Genomic DNA, 15,860 nt, shown 5'->3' with positions numbered 1-15,860 from the left:
CTCAGGCGTCCCGCGCCGGCGAATCGGTCGCCAGCAGCTTCCAGCCGTCCGTGATGACGCGTCCGTAGAGCAGGTCGGGTCCGAGTCGGCGCAGCTCCTCGGCGAGGCACTCGCGGAGCGTGCGGCGCGGCAGCACCAGATCGTGCTCGGGCTGACCGGGCTGGGTGAGCTTGGCGTCGACGGGCGTGCTGCGTTCGAGCAGCACGTCGCCGCCGGGACGGCTCAGTCGGACGCTGCGGATGCCGTGCTCCCACTCGTCGGCCGGCGCGTAGCGCCAGGTCACCGGGACGTCGAGCATGAGCCGCAGCCAGGCGGCGAGCAGACCCGTCGACGGGGAGCTGCCGCTGCCGATGACCTCGACCTCGGTGACCGGCTCGTAGGGCGGCTGGTCGAGCACGGCGGCGAGCTGCTCGCGCCAGTGCGTGAGACGCGTCCAGGCGAGGTCGGTGTCGCCCGGGTTGTAGCCCTGTCCGAGCAGCGCCAGCCGGCTGCTGTCGTACGGCAGCGTGGACGCGTCGGTGATGCGGCGGCTCGCGATGCGGCCGATGGGGGAGGACGCGGGCTCGACGGGCGGATGGTCGGGCCACCACGCGACCACCGGAGCGTCGGGCAGGAGCAGCCCGGTCACGAGCGCCTCGGCGTTGCTCGCAGCGCCGCCGCTCGCGCGCAGGACGACGACCTCGCTCGCTCCGGCGTCGCCGCCCACTCGGATCTGGGCATCGAGCTTGGAGGGGCCGTCCTCGCGCGTGATCAGAACGATCACGCGCATCGGGTGCTCGCGCGACGCATCGTTGGCCGCTTCGATCGCCTCTTCCTCCAGGCCGTGCGAGGTGGCGATGATGAGCGTCAGGACGCGGCCGAGGGCGACCGCGCCGCCCTCCTCGCGGACGTTGACGAGCTCGCGGGCGATCTTCGACACGGACGTGTCGGGCAAATCGACGATCATGGACGTCTCCAAACGCGGCCGTCGCGGGCCAGCAGCTCATCGGCGGATGACGGACCCCACGAGCCGGGAGCGTACTGCTCCACCGGGCCGCCCTGGGCTTCCCAGAACTCCTCGACGGGGTCCAGGATGCGCCAGGAGAGCTCGACTTCCTCGTGGCGGGGGAAGAGGGGCGGATCGCCCAGAAGAACGTCGAGGATGAGTCGCTCGTACGCCTCGGGGCTGGATTCCGTGAAGGCGTGGCCGTACCCGAAGTCCATGGTCACATCGCGCACCTCGGTGGTCGCGCCGGGAACCTTCGAACCGAAGCGGATCGTGACGCCCTCGTCGGGCTGCACCCGGATGACCAGGGCGTTCTGGCCGAGCTCCGTCGTCTGATTGCGGAGGAACAGGTGCTGCGGCGCGCGCTTGAAGACGACGGCGATCTCGGTGACGCGGCGTCCGAGGCGTTTGCCGGCGCGCAGGTAGAACGGAACGCCCGCCCAGCGCCGCGTCGCGATGTCGAGCTTCAGAGCCGCGTACGTCTCCGTCGCGGACTCCGGGTTCATCCCGTCCTCGTCGAGGAAGCCGGTGACCTCCTCGCCGCCCTGCCAGCCACCCGCGTACTGTCCGCGCGCCGTGGCTGTGGACAGATCGTCGGGCAGCTGGACGGCCGCGAGGACCTTCTCCTTCTCGGAGCGGAGGTGGTGCGCATCCGTCGAGATCGGCTCCTCCATCGCCGTGAGGGCGAGGAGCTGGAGGAGGTGGTTCTGGATGACGTCGCGCGCTGCGCCGATGCCGTCGTAGTATCCCCCGCGGCCGCCGACGCCGATGTCCTCGGCCATCGTGATCTGAACGTGGTCGACGTAGTTGGCGTTCCAGATCGGCTCGAACAGCTCGTTGGCGAAGCGCAGCGCGAGGATGTTCTGCACCGTCTCCTTACCGAGGTAATGATCGATGCGGAAGATCGAGTCGGCGGGGAACGCCACCTCGAGGGCCGCGTTGAGCTCGCGCGCGGTCTTCAGGTCGCTGCCGAAGGGCTTCTCGATGACGACGCGGCGCCAGGTCTCGCCGTCGGCGTCCTCGTCCACGAGACCCGAGTCCTTCAGCTGCTTCGCGACGATCGGGAAGTCCTTGGGCGGGATCGACAGGTAGAACGCGTGGTTGCCCATCGTGCCGCGTTCGACGTCCAGCTTCTCGACGGTCTCCCGCAGGCGCGTGAACGCCGCGGCATCCCCGAACTCACCGGAGACGAACCGGATGCCCTGGAGGAGCTGCTTCCAGGTCTCCTCGCGGAACGGCGTCCGGGCGTACTGCTTGACCGCGGCGTGCACCACCTCGGCGAAGTCCTGGTCCTCCCAGTCGCGACGCGCGAAGCCGACGAGCGCGAAGCCCGGGGGCAGCAGGCCGCGGTTGGCGAGGTCGTAGACGGCGGGCATGAGCTTCTTGCGGGACAGGTCGCCGGTGACGCCGAAGATCACGAGGGCGCTCGGCCCCGCGATTCGGTTCAGGCGGCGATCGTCAGGGTCGCGCAGGGGATTGTGGGCGCGCGAGATCTCCACGGTCATGGGAGGACTTCCTACTGGGCTGCTTCGAACAGGGTGAGGACCTCGGTGGCGGGGTCCGTCAGAGTGAGGGTGACGACGGGACGGCCGCGCTCGGCGAGCACGGCGGCGTCACCGGCTGCCTGCGCCTCGATGAGCCGACCGAAGGTGAACGGGCGGTCGGGGATCTCCAGATCGACGTCGGTGCGCTCCGTAATCTGCAGGAACACACCGTTCGCCGGCCCGCCCTTGTGGTACTGACCGGTCGAGTGCAGGAAGCGCGGGCCCCATCCGAAGGTGGTGGGGCGTCCGGCATCCGCCGCGATCAGCTCACGGACTCCCGCGAGCTGCGGCACGGCACCGCGGTCCACGTACGCCTGCACGGCGATGTAGCCGTCCGCGGCGACGCGCGTCCACAGCTCGGCGAGCACGCCGGCGAGCGTGCCGGAGGCGGCCAGCGACGGGTCCGACACGCGTACCTCGACACCGCGCTCGACGAATGCCGGCGCCGTGATCTGCGGCTGCGATTCGAGGAGTCCGCGCGCCGCCGTCTTGGCCGCCTCGACGTCCGGCTGATCGAACGGATCGATGCCGAGCAGTCGTCCGGCGATGGCGGTGGCGTACTCCCACACGAGGAACTGCGCGCCGAGCGAACCGCTGACGAGGACCTCGCCCGGGTGCTCCTCGAGCAGGCGGAAGTGGACCGCATCGTCGACGAGGCGGACGATCTGCAGGTCGGCGGGCAGGATGTCGAGCTCGGGCGAGAGCGGGGTGAGGACGACGGGCAGGATGCCGGTGCCGCCCTTTCCGGTCGACTCGGCGACGAGCTGCTCGATCCAGTCGGGCAGCCCCACGATGTGGGTGCCGTCGCTGACGAGCCCGAGCTTGTCGCGACGCGGCCGGCCGCCGGCGATCGCGGCCGCGAGACGCAGAGCGGGGTTGCGCGGATCGTCGACCGCCACCTCGAGGAGGGTGGCATCGGCCTCGTCGAGCAGCTGCCCGATGTCGGCGCCGGCGAGGCCGGCCGGAACGAGCCCGAACGCGGTGAGAGCCGAGTAGCGGCCGCCGACGGTCGGGTCGGCGGCGAACACGCGATGCCCGGCCGCGCGGGCCTCGGCCTCGAGCGGCGATCCCGGGTCGGTGACGACGACGATGCGGTCGGTCGGATCGATGCCGAGGTCGCTCCACGCCGCGGCGAAGGCGCGGCGTGCGGCATCCGTCTCGACGGTCGAGCCCGACTTCGACGACACCACGAGCACCGTCTGCTCGAGGCCGCCGGTCTCGGGGTCGCCGTCGATGGCGGCGAGCACCTGGCCCGGCGCCGTGGTGTCGACGATCACGAGCGGAACGCCGCTCGTGCGGGCGATGACCTCCGGCGCGAGGGACGACCCGCCCATGCCGGCGAGCACGACGCGGGTGATGCCGCGCGCCGCGAGGTCGCGGCGGAGAGCCTCGATCTCGGGCACCAGCGGGCGCGAGACCGAGACGGCCTCGACCCATCCGAGCCGGTTCGCCGCCTCCGCGGCCGCCTCCGGGCCCCAGAGGTCGGCGTCGCCCGCGGTGATCCCGCTCGCGACGAGGTCGGCCACGAGCCGAGGCACCGTCTCCTCGACGACCTCGGCCACGTGGCCGGAGACGTGGATCTCGAAGCTCAACGCGCGCTCTCCAGAGCCGCGGTCACCGTGCCCTGCAGGTCGTGCCACGACGCGATGAACTTCTCGACGCCCTCGTCCTCCAGCAGCTGGGTGACGTCGGTGAGGTCGATGCCGACCGCCGCGAGGTCGTCGAACACCTGGTGCGCCGCCGTGTATGCGCCGCTGATGGTGTCGCCGGCGACGACGCCGTGGTCGAAGGTCGCCTCGAGGGTCTTCTCGGGCATCGTGTTGACGGTGCCGGGCGCGACGAGCTCGGTGACGTAGAGCGTGTCGGGCAGCGCGGGGTCCTTGACGCCGGTCGACGCCCACAGCGGGCGCTGCAGGTTCGCCCCCGCCGCGACGAGATCCGTCGCGCGCTCCTCGGCGAACTTCTGCTCGAAGAGCTCGTACGCGAGGCGCGCGTTCGCGACCCCGGCCAGCGACTTCAGCGCGTCGGCCTCGTCGGTTCCGATGGCGGCGAGCCGCTTGTCGACCTCGGTGTCCACGCGCGACACGAAGAAGGATGCGACCGAGTGGATGCCCGCGAGGTCGATGCCCGCGCTCCGTGCACGCTCGAGGCCGGCGAGGTAGGCCTCGATGACCTCGGCGTAGCGCTCGAGCGAGAAGATCAGCGTGACGTTGACGCTGATGCCGGCCGCGATGACCTCGGTGATCGCCGGCAGGCCCGCCTTCGTCGCGGGGATCTTGATGAGGACGTTCGGACGGTCGACGGCGGCGGCGAGCTTCTTCGCCTCGGCGATCGTCGCCTCGGTGTCGTGGGCGAGGTCGGGGGAGACCTCGATCGACACGCGGCCGTCGACTCCGTCGGTGCTGTCGTAGATGGGGCGGAAGATGTCCGACGCGTTGCGGACGTCCGTCGTGGTCAGCTCGAAGATCGTGTCATCGGTGGTTGCTCCGGCCTTCGCCTGCGCCTCGATCGCCTCCTCGTAGCCGACACCGGCGCTGATGGCCGCCTGGAAGATCGACGGGTTCGTCGTCACGCCGACGACGTTGCGGGTGTCGATGAGCTCCTGGAGGTTGCCCGTCGTGATCCGCTGACGCGAGAGGTCGTCGAGCCAGATGCTGACGCCGGCGTCGGAGAGGTCCTGGGTGGGCGTGCTCATGCGTTGTTCTCCTCAACGGTTGCGCGGGCGGCCGCGACGACGGCCTCGGTGGTGATGCCGAACTTCTCGAACAGGGTCTGGTAGTCGGCCGACGCACCGAAGTGGTCGATGCCGACCGACCGGCCGGTGTCGCCGACGATCGAGCGCCACAGGGGGGTGGCGCCGGCCTCGACGGAGACGCGGGCTCGAACGGCGGCGGGCAGCACCGACTCGCGGTACGACTCGTCCTGCTCCGCGAACCACTCGAGCGCCGGCGCCGACACGACACGGGCCTGGATGCCGTCGGCTGCGAGGACCTCGCGGGCCTCGACCGCCAGCTGCACCTCGGAGCCTGTGGCGACGAGGATGACGTCCGGCTGACCGTTCTCGGCGTCGATGAGCACGTAGGCGCCCTTCGCGACGCCGACGGTCGTCGCGAAGCCGTCCTCGCCGCGCGGGAACACGGGGATGTTCTGACGCGTCAGCGCGATGCCGGCCGGGCCGGCCTGGCGGCGCAGCAGCTCGTGCCAGGCGGCGGCCGTCTCGTTCGCATCGGCCGGACGGACGACGGTGAAGTTCGGGATGAGGCGCAGCGACGAGATCTGCTCGATCGGCTGGTGCGTCGGGCCGTCCTCGCCGAGGGCGATGGAGTCGTGGGTCCAGACGTAGATCGAGGGGATGTTCATCAGGGCGGCCAGACGCACCGCGGGGCGCATGTAGTCGCTGAAGATGAGGAACGTGCCGCCGAAGGCGCGCGTCTTGCCGTGCAGGACGATGCCGTTGACGATCGCGCCCATCGCGTGCTCGCGGATGCCGAAGTGCAGCACGCGACCGTACGGGTCGCCCGACCACTCGTGGGTCGACCACTCCGTCGGGATGAAGCTCTTGCCCGACTTGATGGTCGTCAGGTTCGACTCGGCGAGGTCGGCCGAGCCGCCCCAGAGCTCCGGGAGCTGGTCGGCGAGGGCGTTGATGACCTGGCCGCTCGCGGCGCGCGTCGAGACCGCCTTGCCCGCCTCGAAGGCCGGGACGCTCACATCGGCGGGCAGCTCGCCCGACTCGAGACGATCGAGCAGCTGCTTGCGCTCGGGGTTGGCCGCGGCCCAGGCGTCGAAGGAGGTCTGCCACTCGGCGCGCTCGGCGGCGGCGCGCTCGGCGAGCGATCGGGTGTGCTCCAGGACGTCGTCGGCCACCTCGAAGCTCTTCTCGGGATCGAACCCGAGCACCTTCTTCGTCGCGGCGAGCTCGTCGGCGCCGAGCGCCGAGCCGTGGATCTTGCCGGTGTTCTGCTTACCGGGAGCGGGCCAGCCGATGATGGTCTTCAGAACGATGAGGGAGGGCTTGTCGGTCTCGCCCTGAGCCGCCTCGATCGCGGCGTGGAGAGCAGCGGCATCCTCGACGTACTCGCCGGTCTTCTTCCAGTCGACGGTCTGGACGTGCCAGCCGTAGGCCTCGTAGCGAGCCGCGACGTCCTCGGTGAAGGCGACGTTGGTGTCGTCCTCGATCGAGATCTGGTTCGCGTCGTAGATGGCGATGAGGTTGCCGAGCTTCTGATGGCCGGCGAGGGAGCCGGCCTCGGCCGTGATGCCCTCCTGGATGTCGCCGTCGCTCGCGATGACGTAGACGAAGTGGTCGAACGGCGAGGTGCCGGCGGCGGCCTCCGGGTCGAACAGGCCGCGCTCGTAGCGAGCCGCGTAGGCGAAGCCGACGGACGTGGCGAGCCCCTGACCGAGGGGACCGGTCGTGATCTCGACGCCCTTGGTGTGGCCGTACTCGGGGTGTCCCGGCGTCAGCGAGCCCCACGTGCGCAGCGCCTGGAGGTCGTCGAGCTCGAGTCCGAAGCCGCCGAGGTAGAGCTGCACGTACTGCGTGAGCGAGGAGTGGCCCGCCGACAGGATGAAGCGGTCACGGCCGAGCCAGTCCGGGTCCGTCGGGTCGTGGCGCAGCACCCGCTGGTAGAGCAGGTAGGCGGCGGGAGCGAGGCTCATCGCAGTGCCGGGGTGGCCGTTTCCCACCTTCTCCACCGCATCCGCTGCCAGGACGCGGGCGGTGTCCACCGCGCGCCGATCGATCTCATCCCAACGAAGTTCCGACACTCAGTCGCCTTTCTCGAGCGGCGGCGCCTGCGCATGCCGGTCTCAGCGATGGTCGCGGAGGGGGTTCGGCGCTGGCGCGCGTGTGGCCCCAGCATAGCGATCGCGCCGCCGCGCCGGGGCCGCCGGGTCGCTGTGTGACGGCGCCGGCAGGAGGCCGCCGCCGGCGGTTCGCCCGTGGTGGCGGGCATCGGCGGCCGTGCGGGCTGGCGCGGGGGAGTGATGACCTAGACTAGGGGGGTTGACAGCGGCGAGATGCGGGGAGCGATGGACATCACGACGACAGCGGGCTCGGCATCCGTCGACACCTCTGGATCGTCGGCTCTCGGCGCGAAGATCCGCGCCTACGTCGCTCTGACGAAGCCGCGCGTCCTCGAGCTGCTCCTCGTGACGACCGTCCCGGTGATGCTGCTCGCCGCGGGAGGCATGCCGAGCATCTGGCTCGTGCTGGCCACCGTCGTCGGCGGCTCGCTGAGCGCCGGATCGGCCGCCGCGTTCAACATGTACCTCGACCGCGACATCGACGCGCATATGAAGCGCACCGAGAACCGTCCCATCGTGACCGGCGAGGTCTCGCCGCGCGGAGCGCTGACCTTCGCCTGGACCCTCGCCGTGGTCTCCACGGTCTGGCTGGCCGTCACGACGAACGTCGTCGCCGCGGCCCTGAGCGTCACCGCGATCTTCTTCTACGTCGTGATCTACACGATGATCCTCAAGCGCCGCACCGAGCAGAACATCGTGTGGGGCGGTATCGCGGGCTGCTTCCCGGTCGTCATCGGCTGGTCCGCCGTGACCGGCTCGCTCGACTGGCCGGCGCTCATCCTGTTCGTCCTGGTCTTCCTGTGGACGCCGCCGCACTACTGGCCGCTGTCGATGAAGTACAAGAAGGACTACGACGAGGTCGACGTTCCGATGCTCGGCGCGACCCGCGACAGCTCGCAGGTCGGGCTGCAGGTCATCCTCTACGCCTGGGCGACCGTCGCGTGCTCGCTGCTGCTCATCCCGGTCGCGCCGATGGGCGTCGTCTACACGGTGTCGGCCGTGGTGTTCGGCGGCTGGTTCCTCTACGAGTCGCACCGGCTCTACAACCGCGCCGTGCGCGGTGAGCAGGCGCGTCCGATGCGGGTGTTCCACGCATCGATCACCTACCTCACCCTGGTCTTCGTCGCCATCGCGGTCGACCCGCTGCTGCCCTTCTGACCCGTCTCGGTCCGAAGCGCTCCGGATCCGGGCCGACGCGTCGGAGCCCGAGACAGCAGCGGAGCACCGAGACAGCAGCGGCTGACCGCTGTCTCGGAGCTCGACTGCTGTCTCGCTGAGGCGAGGGATAACGCGCATCGGCCGTTCTCCGCGCCGCCCGAGGGCGGAGGATGCGGAGAACGGCCGGTTTGCGCAGATGCGCCGCGGGTCAGCGCTGCGGGGCGTCGCGGTGCGCCGCGTCAGCGGTGGCGGTGTCGATCTCGGTGGCGACGGTCTCGTCGCCGGTCCGGACCTCGGATGCCGCGGCATCACGGGCGTCCGACAGGTCGCGAGACGCCGCGGGCTCGTCCGCGAAGACCGGCGACGCGGCCGTGGCGGGCGCGGTCTCGACGACGGGCGCGACCTCGGCTGCGGTCTCGGCGTTCCGCGGCGCGGCGGGGACGAGCGCACGAGCGGCCGCCACGGCGAGGGCGAGCGCGAGGCCGACGACACCGGCGCCGACGAGCACGGCGCCGAAGACGCCCCAGACCTGACCGACGTAGACCTCGACACCGGTGGCGGTCCCATCGAGGATCGTCGCCTCCATGGTGCCGAGCTTGTCGACCAGGACGTAGGCTCCTGCGCCGATCGCTGCGACCGAGAGGACGACGAGCGTCCAGAACGGCACGCTGCGGACGAGGCGGGGGTGAACGGTCATAGTGCTCCTTCGATATTCGGCCGGATGCGGCCCGGAACACTCTGGACGCCGGACCTCGCCGGCACCGATGCGGCGCCTATGAGGGTTCTGTGTATGCCGCGACGCGCTCCGACGCCGGCGCGGTCGACACGCGGGGCGCCTTGAGTGCCATCACGACGGTCACCATCGCGGCCACGAGCGCCACCGCGAGCACCATGTGGATGTTGACGAGGACGATCGGAAGACCGGTGCGCGCCTGCCAGAGGCCGATCGCGATCTGCACCAGCTCGACGCCGAGAAGCAGCAGGCTCCACCGTCGCACCCGAGGGGCGACGGTCAGGGCGCCGACGACGAGCACGACGGTGAGCGCGAGCGTGACGTACGCCGGCCAGCTGTGGACGTGCTGCCAGAAGATCGGGTCGAGACCGTTGCGCGCCGCCGCGTCGTCACCGGCGTGCGGTCCGGCGCCCGTGAGCAGGATGCCCACGACGACCGTGACGGCGACGGCGAGAGTGGTCAGGTGGGCCGTCGCGGCGTACCAGACCGGCACCGCCCGCTCCCGCGGCCCGGGCGTCGCGTACAGGCGTACGAGGAAGGCGGTCGCGACGGCCACGAGCGCCGCCGAGATGAAGTAGTGGAGTCCGACGATGCTCGGGTGCAGGTGCAGCCACACGGTGATGCCGCCGACGACGGCCTGAACGATGATCCCCAAGCCGACGAGGAAGCTCAGCACGGGCAGCTCGCGGCGGTGCGCGCGCAGCCGGAAGACGGAGAGGAACGCCAGCAGCGCGACGATGACGAGGACGCCGGTGAGTGTTCGGTTGCCGAACTCGATCAGTCCGTGGATGCCCATCTCGGGTGTCGGGGTCAGCGATCCCTCGGTGCAGTACGGCCAGGTCTCGCAGCCCATGCCCGAGCCGGTGAGCCGCACGAGCCCGCCCGTGCCGACGATGCCGATGTTGGTGATGACGAGCAGCCATCCCATGACGCGCGTCCACCGGGTGATGGTGGTCGGCATGATCGTCGCGAGCAGTCCTGGGCGGGTGCGGACCTCGGTCATCGGACTCCTCCGGCGGCGCCTGATGTGCGCCTCATACGCTCTCGGCACGCCGCGGGTGGGGGCGTTGCCTGTAGAATCGGCTGTGTTCGGGATGGCGGCGCGTGTGCACGTCGTCCCCCACAGTCTAGGCGCGGCAACCGCGCCCATCAGGCCCGCGAATCGGCATCCCCGTCCACGTGACTCCCGTCGGAGTCGGGAATGCCGGGACGGATGACACCGTTGCGGTGCGAGGAGGAGGAAAGTCATGTCGGATGTGCTCATCGACCGACCGGAACTCGACGGCCTGGGGGTGTACGAGTTCGGCTGGCACGACACCGATGCCGCTGGCGCTGTGGCGCAGCGCGGCATCAACGAAGACGTCGTCCGCGGCATCTCGGCCCTCAAGAGCGAGCCGGAATGGATGCTGAAGACCCGCCTGAAGGGGTACCAGCTCTTCGGCCGCAAGCCGATGCCCACCTGGGGCGCCGACCTCAGCGACATCGACTTCGACAACATCAAGTACTTCGTGCGCTCGACCGAGAAGCAGGCGCAGTCGTGGGAGGACCTCCCGGCGGAGATCCGCGAGACCTACGAGAAGCTCGGCATCCCCGAGGCCGAGCGTCAGCGCCTGGTCGCCGGTGTGGCGGCGCAGTACGAGTCCGAGGTCGTCTACCACCAGATCCGCGAGGACCTGGAGCAGCAGGGCGTCATCTTCATGGACACCGATACGGCGCTGCGCGAGCACCCCGAGTTCTTCGAGGAGTACTTCGGCACCGTCATCCCCGCCGGTGACAACAAGTTCGCCGCACTGAACACGGCGGTGTGGTCCGGCGGATCGTTCGTGTACGTCCCGAAGGGCGTCCACGTCGAGATCCCGCTGCAGGCCTACTTCCGCATCAACACCGAGAACATGGGGCAGTTCGAGCGGACGCTGATCATCGCGGACGAGGACAGCTACGTCCACTACATCGAGGGATGCACCGCGCCGATCTACAAGAGCGACTCGCTGCACTCGGCCGTCGTCGAGATCATCGTGAAGAAGAACGCCCGCGTTCGCTACACGACCATCCAGAACTGGTCGAACAACGTCTACAACCTCGTCACCAAGCGCGCCGTCGCCCACGAGGGCGCGACGATGGAATGGGTCGACGGCAACATCGGCTCCAAGGTGACGATGAAGTACCCATCGATCTACCTGATGGGCGAGCACGCCAAGGGCGAGACGCTCTCGGTCGCCTTCGCCGGCCCGGGTCAGCACCAGGACGCCGGCGCCAAGATGATCCACATGGCGCCGTACACGCAGTCCTCGATCGTGTCGAAGTCAATCGCCCGCGGCGGCGGTCGCGCCGGCTACCGCGGCGAGGTCCGCGTCGATGCCAACGCGCACCACTCGGCGAACACCGTGCGCTGCGATGCGCTGCTCGTCGACACGATCTCGCGATCCGACACCTACCCGGCGATCGACATCCGCGTCGACGACGTCCAGCTCGGGCACGAGGCCACGGTGTCGAAGGTCAGCGAGGAGCAGCTGTTCTACCTCATGAGCCGCGGCATGCCCGAGGACGAGGCGATGGCGATGATCGTGCGCGGCTTCATCGAGCCGATCGCGCGCGAGCTCCCGATGGAGTACGCCCTCGAACTCAACAAGCTCATCGAGATGGGCATGGAAGGCAGCGTCGGTTGATGACGAGCGTCACCCAGGCCCCCGCCGCCGGTGAGAAGGGCCACGTCGACCCTGCGTCCTCGTTCGTGCCGGTGCAGACCCGTTCCGAGCGGCCGCACTCGTTCGATCCCGCGGACTTCGACGCGCCCTCGGGTCGAGAGGTCAACTGGAAGCACACGCCCGTCGATCGGCTGCGTCCGCTCTTCGCCGATGAGGCCGGCCCGACCGGTGTCATCGACGTCGAGGTGAGTGCCCCCGCCGAGGTGCGACAGTCCCGCCTCCGGGCGGGCGAGAGCCCGCGCGGCGAGGTCTTCCGTCCCGAGGACCTGCCGAGCGCCGTTGCCTGGTCGCAGGAGTCCGAGGCGCCGCTGCTGAGCATCCCCGCGAACGTCGAGCTGTCCGAGCCCGTCGTGGTGCGGTTGCACGGCACGGGCGGGGTCGCGCACGCGCACGTCGTCATCGAGGCTCAGGCGAACGCGCGCGGGACGGTGATTCTCCGACACGAGGGGACCGCGCAGCACGCGCAGAACGTCGAGATCATCGCGCGCGACGGGTCGGCCCTGACGGTCGTCTCGTTGCAGCGCTGGGACGATGACGCGGTCCACGCGTCGGCGCACCAGGCCCGGGTCGACCGCGATGCATCCCTCACGCACGTCGTCGTCAGCCTCGGCGGCGGGGTCGTCCGTGTGAATCCGTCGGTCGAGCTCGCGGGCTCCGGCGCGCAGGGCAAGCTCTACGGGCTGTCCTTCGCCGATGCCGGTCAGCATCTCGAGAGCCAGGTCTACCTCCACCACAAGGGCCCGCACACCGTCGGCGACGTGCTCTACAAGGGCGCGCTGCAGGGTGAGAGCGCGCACAGCGTCTGGATCGGCGACGTGCTCATCGGACCGGATGCCGTCGGCACCGACTCGTACGAGGCGAACCGCAACCTCGTCCTCACGGACGGCGCGCGTGCCGACTCCATCCCGAACCTCGAGATCGAGACCGGTGACATCCAGGGCGCCGGGCACGCGAGCGCGACCGGCCGGTTCGACGACCAGCAGCTGTTCTATCTGCAGGCCCGCGGCATCCCCGAAGCCGAGGCCCGCCGTCTCGTCGTCCTCGGCTTCCTCGCCGAGATCGTCCAGAAGATGGGCGTCGACGAGCTGACCGACGAACTGCTCGGAGCCATCGAGGCCGAGCTCGCCGCCGGAGCCGACGCGTGAGCGCGCAGAAGGTCCTGAAGCTCAGCGAGCTCGAGCAGGACACCGCGGTGCGCGTCGTCGTCGACAAGGTTCCGATGGCCGTCGTCCTCGACGGCAACGGCGAGGTCCACGCGATCGGCGACGTCTGCACGCACGGCGACATCTCGCTGTCCGAGGGCTTCGTCGAGGGCGACACGCTCGAGTGCTGGGCCCACGGCTCCGCGTTCTCGCTGCGCACCGGCCAGCCTCTCAACCTCCCGGCCTACGAGCCGGTCCCCGTCTACGAGGTCACGATCGAGGGGGACGACATCCTCATCGATCCCACGGTCATCCGTGACACGACCAGCGATGTGAAGTGAAGTAAGGAACCCGACATGTCTGTTCTCGAGATCCGCGACCTGCATGTGACGGTCGAGACCGAGGCGGGGGCCACCCCGATCCTCAACGGCGTCACCCTGACCGTGCGCACCGGCGAGACCCACGCGATCATGGGCCCGAACGGCTCCGGCAAGTCCACGCTCGCCTACGCGATCGCCGGCCACCCCAAGTACACCGTCACGAGCGGCTCGATCTCGCTCGACGGCGAGGACGTTCTCGAGATGTCCGTCGACGAGCGGGCGCGTGCGGGACTGTTCCTCGCGATGCAGTACCCCGTCGAGGTCCCCGGCATCACGGTGACGAACTTCCTCCGCACCGCGAAGACCGCGGTCGCCGGCGAGGCGCCCGCCATCCGCTCGTGGACGAAGGACGTCAAGCAGGCGATGGCCAACCTGCGCATGGATCCCAAGTTCGCGCAGCGCAACGTCAACGAGGGCTTCTCGGGTGGCGAGAAGAAGCGGCACGAGATCCTGCAGCTCGAGCTGCTCAAGCCGGCGATCGCGGTTCTCGACGAGACCGACTCCGGTCTCGACGTCGACGCGCTGAAGATCGTCTCGGAGGGCGTCAACCGCGCCAAGGGCGAGACCGACCTGGGCGTTCTCCTCATCACGCACTACACGCGCATCCTCCGCTACATCCAGCCGGAGTTCGTGCACGTGATGGTCAAGGGTCGCATCGTCGAAGAGGGCGGTCCCGAGCTCGCCGACCGTCTCGAGGAAGAGGGCTACGACCGTTTCCTCGACGCCGACACGCCCGTCGACGCCTGAGACACGCGTAGGATCGTTACATGACCGCAACACTCGCTCCCGAGAAGTATGACGAGGTCACCGAAGCGCTGAAGGACGTGATGGACCCCGAACTGGGGATCAACGTCGTCGACCTCGGTCTCATCTACGACCTCGCCTGGGACGACGAGAACGACGCGCTGATCATCCACATGACGCTCACCTCGGCGGGCTGCCCGCTCACCGATGTGCTCGAGGAGCAGACGGCGCAGGCGCTCGATGACGTCGTCGAGCGGTTCCGGATCAACTGGGTCTGGATGCCGCCGTGGGGTCCCGAGCGGATCACCGACGACGGCCGCGACATGATGCGGGCACTCGGCTTCGCCATCTGATCCCGCCCTCGCGGGGGGCTCACGACGGCGTCATCCGGCGTCACCTCCAGGGCACGTGGCCGGCCGCGCGATTAGGCTCGCCGGATGAGCATCCAGCCCCTCGACGCCCTCCCGCTCGAGACGCTGCGGCGACGGTCGAGCACGAAGTGGCGATCGTTCCCGCACGACGTCATCCCGATGTTCGTCGCCGAGATCGACTTCGCCCTCGCCGAGCCGATCACGCGTGCGCTGCACGAGGCGGTCGAGCTCGGCGACACCGGGTACACCCCGCCGCAGCCCGGCGTCCGCGAAGCTTTCGTCGGCTTCGCCGAGCGCCGCTGGGGATGGTCCGTCGACCCCGAGCGGGTCCGCTGGACCGGCGACGTGATGATGGGCGTGGTGGAGCTGCTGCGCGCGACCGTCGCGCCGGGCGAGCGCGTCGTCGTCAACCCGCCGGTGTATCCGCCCTTCTTCGACACCGTCGCCGAGGCCGGAGCGGTCGTCGAGGAGGTACCGCTGCTCGACACGGGCGACGGCTGGCAGCTCGATCTCGCCGGGATCGAGGCAGCGCTGGCGGCCGGCGCGCGCGCCGTCCTCCTCTGCAACCCGCACAACCCGACGGGAACCGTCTTCCCGCGTGAGGCGCTGCGAGAGCTCGCCGCGATCGCGGCTCGTCACGGAGCCGTCGTCATCAGCGACGAGATCCACGGCCCGCTCGCCTCGTCGGACACGCCGTTCACCCCGTTCCTGACGGTCTCGGCCGACGCTGAAGCCGTCGGGTACGTCGTGACCAGTGCGTCCAAGGCGTACAACCTCGCCGGTCTCAAGTGCGCGGTCATCGTGACGGCATCCGAGGCCCACGCCCGGATCGTGCAGGCACTGCCGTGGGAGGTCGAGTGGCGCACGGGGCTGTTCGGTGCGATCTCCGCCGTCGCCGCCTTCTCGTCGGAGTCGGACGCCTGGTTGGACGCGCTGCTGGCCCGCCTGGATGCCAACCGACGACTGCTGGCGGATCTGCTCGCCGAGCACCTTCCCCGTGCGCGCTACCGGCTGCCCGAGGCCGGCTTCCTCGCGTGGATCGACGTCTCGGCCTACGGCTGGGGCGATGACCCCGCCGATCCGATCCGCGAGGGTGCGGGTGTCGCGTTGCACCATGGGCCGTTCTTCGGCAGCCAGGGGCGCGGACACGTGCGCCTGAACTTCGGGTGCGGTCCGGACGTGCTGCGCGAGGCGCTCCAGCGGATCGGGGCCTTCGCGCGCGAGGCCGCCGCGGCGTCGAGCGCTGGAACCGTCGCCGAGCTCGTCTCCCGCCGCTGACGCCTCACCGG

General features: G+C 69.9%; 14 protein-coding genes. 7 read left to right on the top strand and 7 right to left on the bottom strand.

The features are described from left to right. Position 1: 1 nt before the first annotated feature. Genes F6B42_RS09220 through tkt form a run of 5 tightly spaced genes read right to left on the bottom strand, consistent with a single transcriptional unit; the run spans position 2 to position 7,299 of the window. Positions 2-946 (bottom strand): glucose-6-phosphate dehydrogenase assembly protein OpcA, encoded by a 945-nt coding sequence (locus tag F6B42_RS09220; protein WP_150419323.1) that lies wholly within the window; start codon positions 944-946, stop codon positions 2-4. Continuing rightward, on the bottom strand, positions 943-2,490 hold the full coding sequence (gene zwf, locus F6B42_RS09215) for a glucose-6-phosphate dehydrogenase (RefSeq protein ID WP_150419322.1): 1,548 nt from the start codon (positions 2,488-2,490) through the stop codon (positions 943-945). The genes F6B42_RS09220 and zwf overlap by 4 nt, the downstream gene beginning before the upstream one ends. Positions 2,491-2,501: 11 nt before the next feature. Next, positions 2,502-4,121 (bottom strand): glucose-6-phosphate isomerase, encoded by a 1,620-nt coding sequence (locus tag F6B42_RS09210; protein ID WP_150419321.1) that lies wholly within the window; start codon positions 4,119-4,121, stop codon positions 2,502-2,504. Then, positions 4,118-5,224 carry a transaldolase gene (gene tal / locus F6B42_RS09205; protein WP_150419320.1) on the bottom strand — a complete coding sequence of 369 codons (1,107 nt, stop codon included), beginning with the start codon at positions 5,222-5,224 and terminating at the stop codon, positions 4,118-4,120. The genes F6B42_RS09210 and tal overlap by 4 nt, the downstream gene beginning before the upstream one ends. Further along, entirely contained in the window at positions 5,221-7,299 is a 2,079-nt protein-coding gene (tkt, locus tag F6B42_RS09200) for a transketolase (protein WP_150419319.1), read from the bottom strand. The genes tal and tkt overlap by 4 nt, the downstream gene beginning before the upstream one ends. Positions 7,300-7,563: 264 nt before the next feature. Between tkt and F6B42_RS09195 the strand changes: the two genes are divergently transcribed. Continuing rightward, positions 7,564-8,496 (top strand): heme o synthase, encoded by a 933-nt coding sequence (locus tag F6B42_RS09195; RefSeq protein WP_150419318.1) that lies wholly within the window; start codon positions 7,564-7,566, stop codon positions 8,494-8,496. A 208-nt stretch (positions 8,497-8,704) separates the two neighbouring features. Here the strand turns inward: F6B42_RS09195 and F6B42_RS09190 are convergent, their stop codons facing one another. Further along, positions 8,705-9,193: a dinucleotide-utilizing enzyme gene (locus tag F6B42_RS09190; protein ID WP_150419317.1), complete on the bottom strand. Its 489-nt coding sequence runs from the start codon at positions 9,191-9,193 to the stop codon at positions 8,705-8,707. 76 nt (positions 9,194-9,269) lie between these two features. Then, on the bottom strand, positions 9,270-10,232 hold the full coding sequence (locus tag F6B42_RS09185; protein ID WP_150419316.1) for a COX15/CtaA family protein: 963 nt from the start codon (positions 10,230-10,232) through the stop codon (positions 9,270-9,272). Between the two features lie 244 nt (positions 10,233-10,476). Here F6B42_RS09185 and sufB point away from each other — a divergent pair, with 244 nt between their 5' ends. The 6 genes from sufB (at position 10,477) to F6B42_RS09155 (ending at position 15,849) form a co-directional block, all read left to right on the top strand. Beyond that, a complete protein-coding gene (sufB, locus tag F6B42_RS09180) occupies positions 10,477-11,895 on the top strand; it encodes a Fe-S cluster assembly protein SufB (protein WP_150419315.1) in 1,419 nt (472 codons plus the stop codon). Beyond that, on the top strand, positions 11,895-13,079 hold the full coding sequence (gene sufD, locus F6B42_RS09175) for a Fe-S cluster assembly protein SufD (protein ID WP_150419314.1): 1,185 nt from the start codon (positions 11,895-11,897) through the stop codon (positions 13,077-13,079). The genes sufB and sufD overlap by 1 nt, the downstream gene beginning before the upstream one ends. Beyond that, positions 13,076-13,417: a non-heme iron oxygenase ferredoxin subunit gene (locus F6B42_RS09170; protein ID WP_150419313.1), complete on the top strand. Its 342-nt coding sequence runs from the start codon at positions 13,076-13,078 to the stop codon at positions 13,415-13,417. The genes sufD and F6B42_RS09170 overlap by 4 nt, the downstream gene beginning before the upstream one ends. 15 nt (positions 13,418-13,432) lie before the next feature. Then, positions 13,433-14,203 carry a Fe-S cluster assembly ATPase SufC gene (gene sufC, locus F6B42_RS09165; protein ID WP_150419312.1) on the top strand — a complete coding sequence of 257 codons (771 nt, stop codon included), beginning with the start codon at positions 13,433-13,435 and terminating at the stop codon, positions 14,201-14,203. A 20-nt stretch (positions 14,204-14,223) separates the two neighbouring features. Further along, positions 14,224-14,553 (top strand): metal-sulfur cluster assembly factor, encoded by a 330-nt coding sequence (locus F6B42_RS09160; protein ID WP_150419311.1) that lies wholly within the window; start codon positions 14,224-14,226, stop codon positions 14,551-14,553. 84 nt (positions 14,554-14,637) lie between these two features. After that, on the top strand, positions 14,638-15,849 hold the full coding sequence (locus tag F6B42_RS09155; protein WP_150419310.1) for a MalY/PatB family protein: 1,212 nt from the start codon (positions 14,638-14,640) through the stop codon (positions 15,847-15,849). Positions 15,850-15,860: the final 11 nt, after the last annotated feature.

It is taken from the genome of Microbacterium radiodurans, from assembly GCF_008710705.1.
Taxonomy (GTDB): domain Bacteria; phylum Actinomycetota; class Actinomycetes; order Actinomycetales; family Microbacteriaceae; genus Microbacterium; species Microbacterium radiodurans.
Note: the sequence above shows the minus strand (reverse complement) of the source record. Positions and strands in the feature narration are given on the sequence as shown.

Coding starts and splice junctions, on each gene's coding strand:
- F6B42_RS09220 (WP_150419323.1), bottom strand. CDS start 946: ATGATCGTCGATTTGCCCGACACGTCCGTGTCGAAGATCGCCCGCGAG.
- zwf (WP_150419322.1), bottom strand. CDS start 2,490: ATGACCGTGGAGATCTCGCGCGCCCACAATCCCCTGCGCGACCCTGAC.
- tal (WP_150419320.1), bottom strand. CDS start 5,224: ATGAGCACGCCCACCCAGGACCTCTCCGACGCCGGCGTCAGCATCTGG.
- F6B42_RS09195 (WP_150419318.1), top strand. CDS start 7,564: ATGGACATCACGACGACAGCGGGCTCGGCATCCGTCGACACCTCTGGA.
- F6B42_RS09190 (WP_150419317.1), bottom strand. CDS start 9,193: ATGACCGTTCACCCCCGCCTCGTCCGCAGCGTGCCGTTCTGGACGCTC.
- F6B42_RS09185 (WP_150419316.1), bottom strand. CDS start 10,232: ATGACCGAGGTCCGCACCCGCCCAGGACTGCTCGCGACGATCATGCCG.
- sufB (WP_150419315.1), top strand. CDS start 10,477: ATGTCGGATGTGCTCATCGACCGACCGGAACTCGACGGCCTGGGGGTG.
- sufD (WP_150419314.1), top strand. CDS start 11,895: ATGACGAGCGTCACCCAGGCCCCCGCCGCCGGTGAGAAGGGCCACGTC.
- sufC (WP_150419312.1), top strand. CDS start 13,433: ATGTCTGTTCTCGAGATCCGCGACCTGCATGTGACGGTCGAGACCGAG.
- F6B42_RS09160 (WP_150419311.1), top strand. CDS start 14,224: ATGACCGCAACACTCGCTCCCGAGAAGTATGACGAGGTCACCGAAGCG.
- F6B42_RS09155 (WP_150419310.1), top strand. CDS start 14,638: ATGAGCATCCAGCCCCTCGACGCCCTCCCGCTCGAGACGCTGCGGCGA.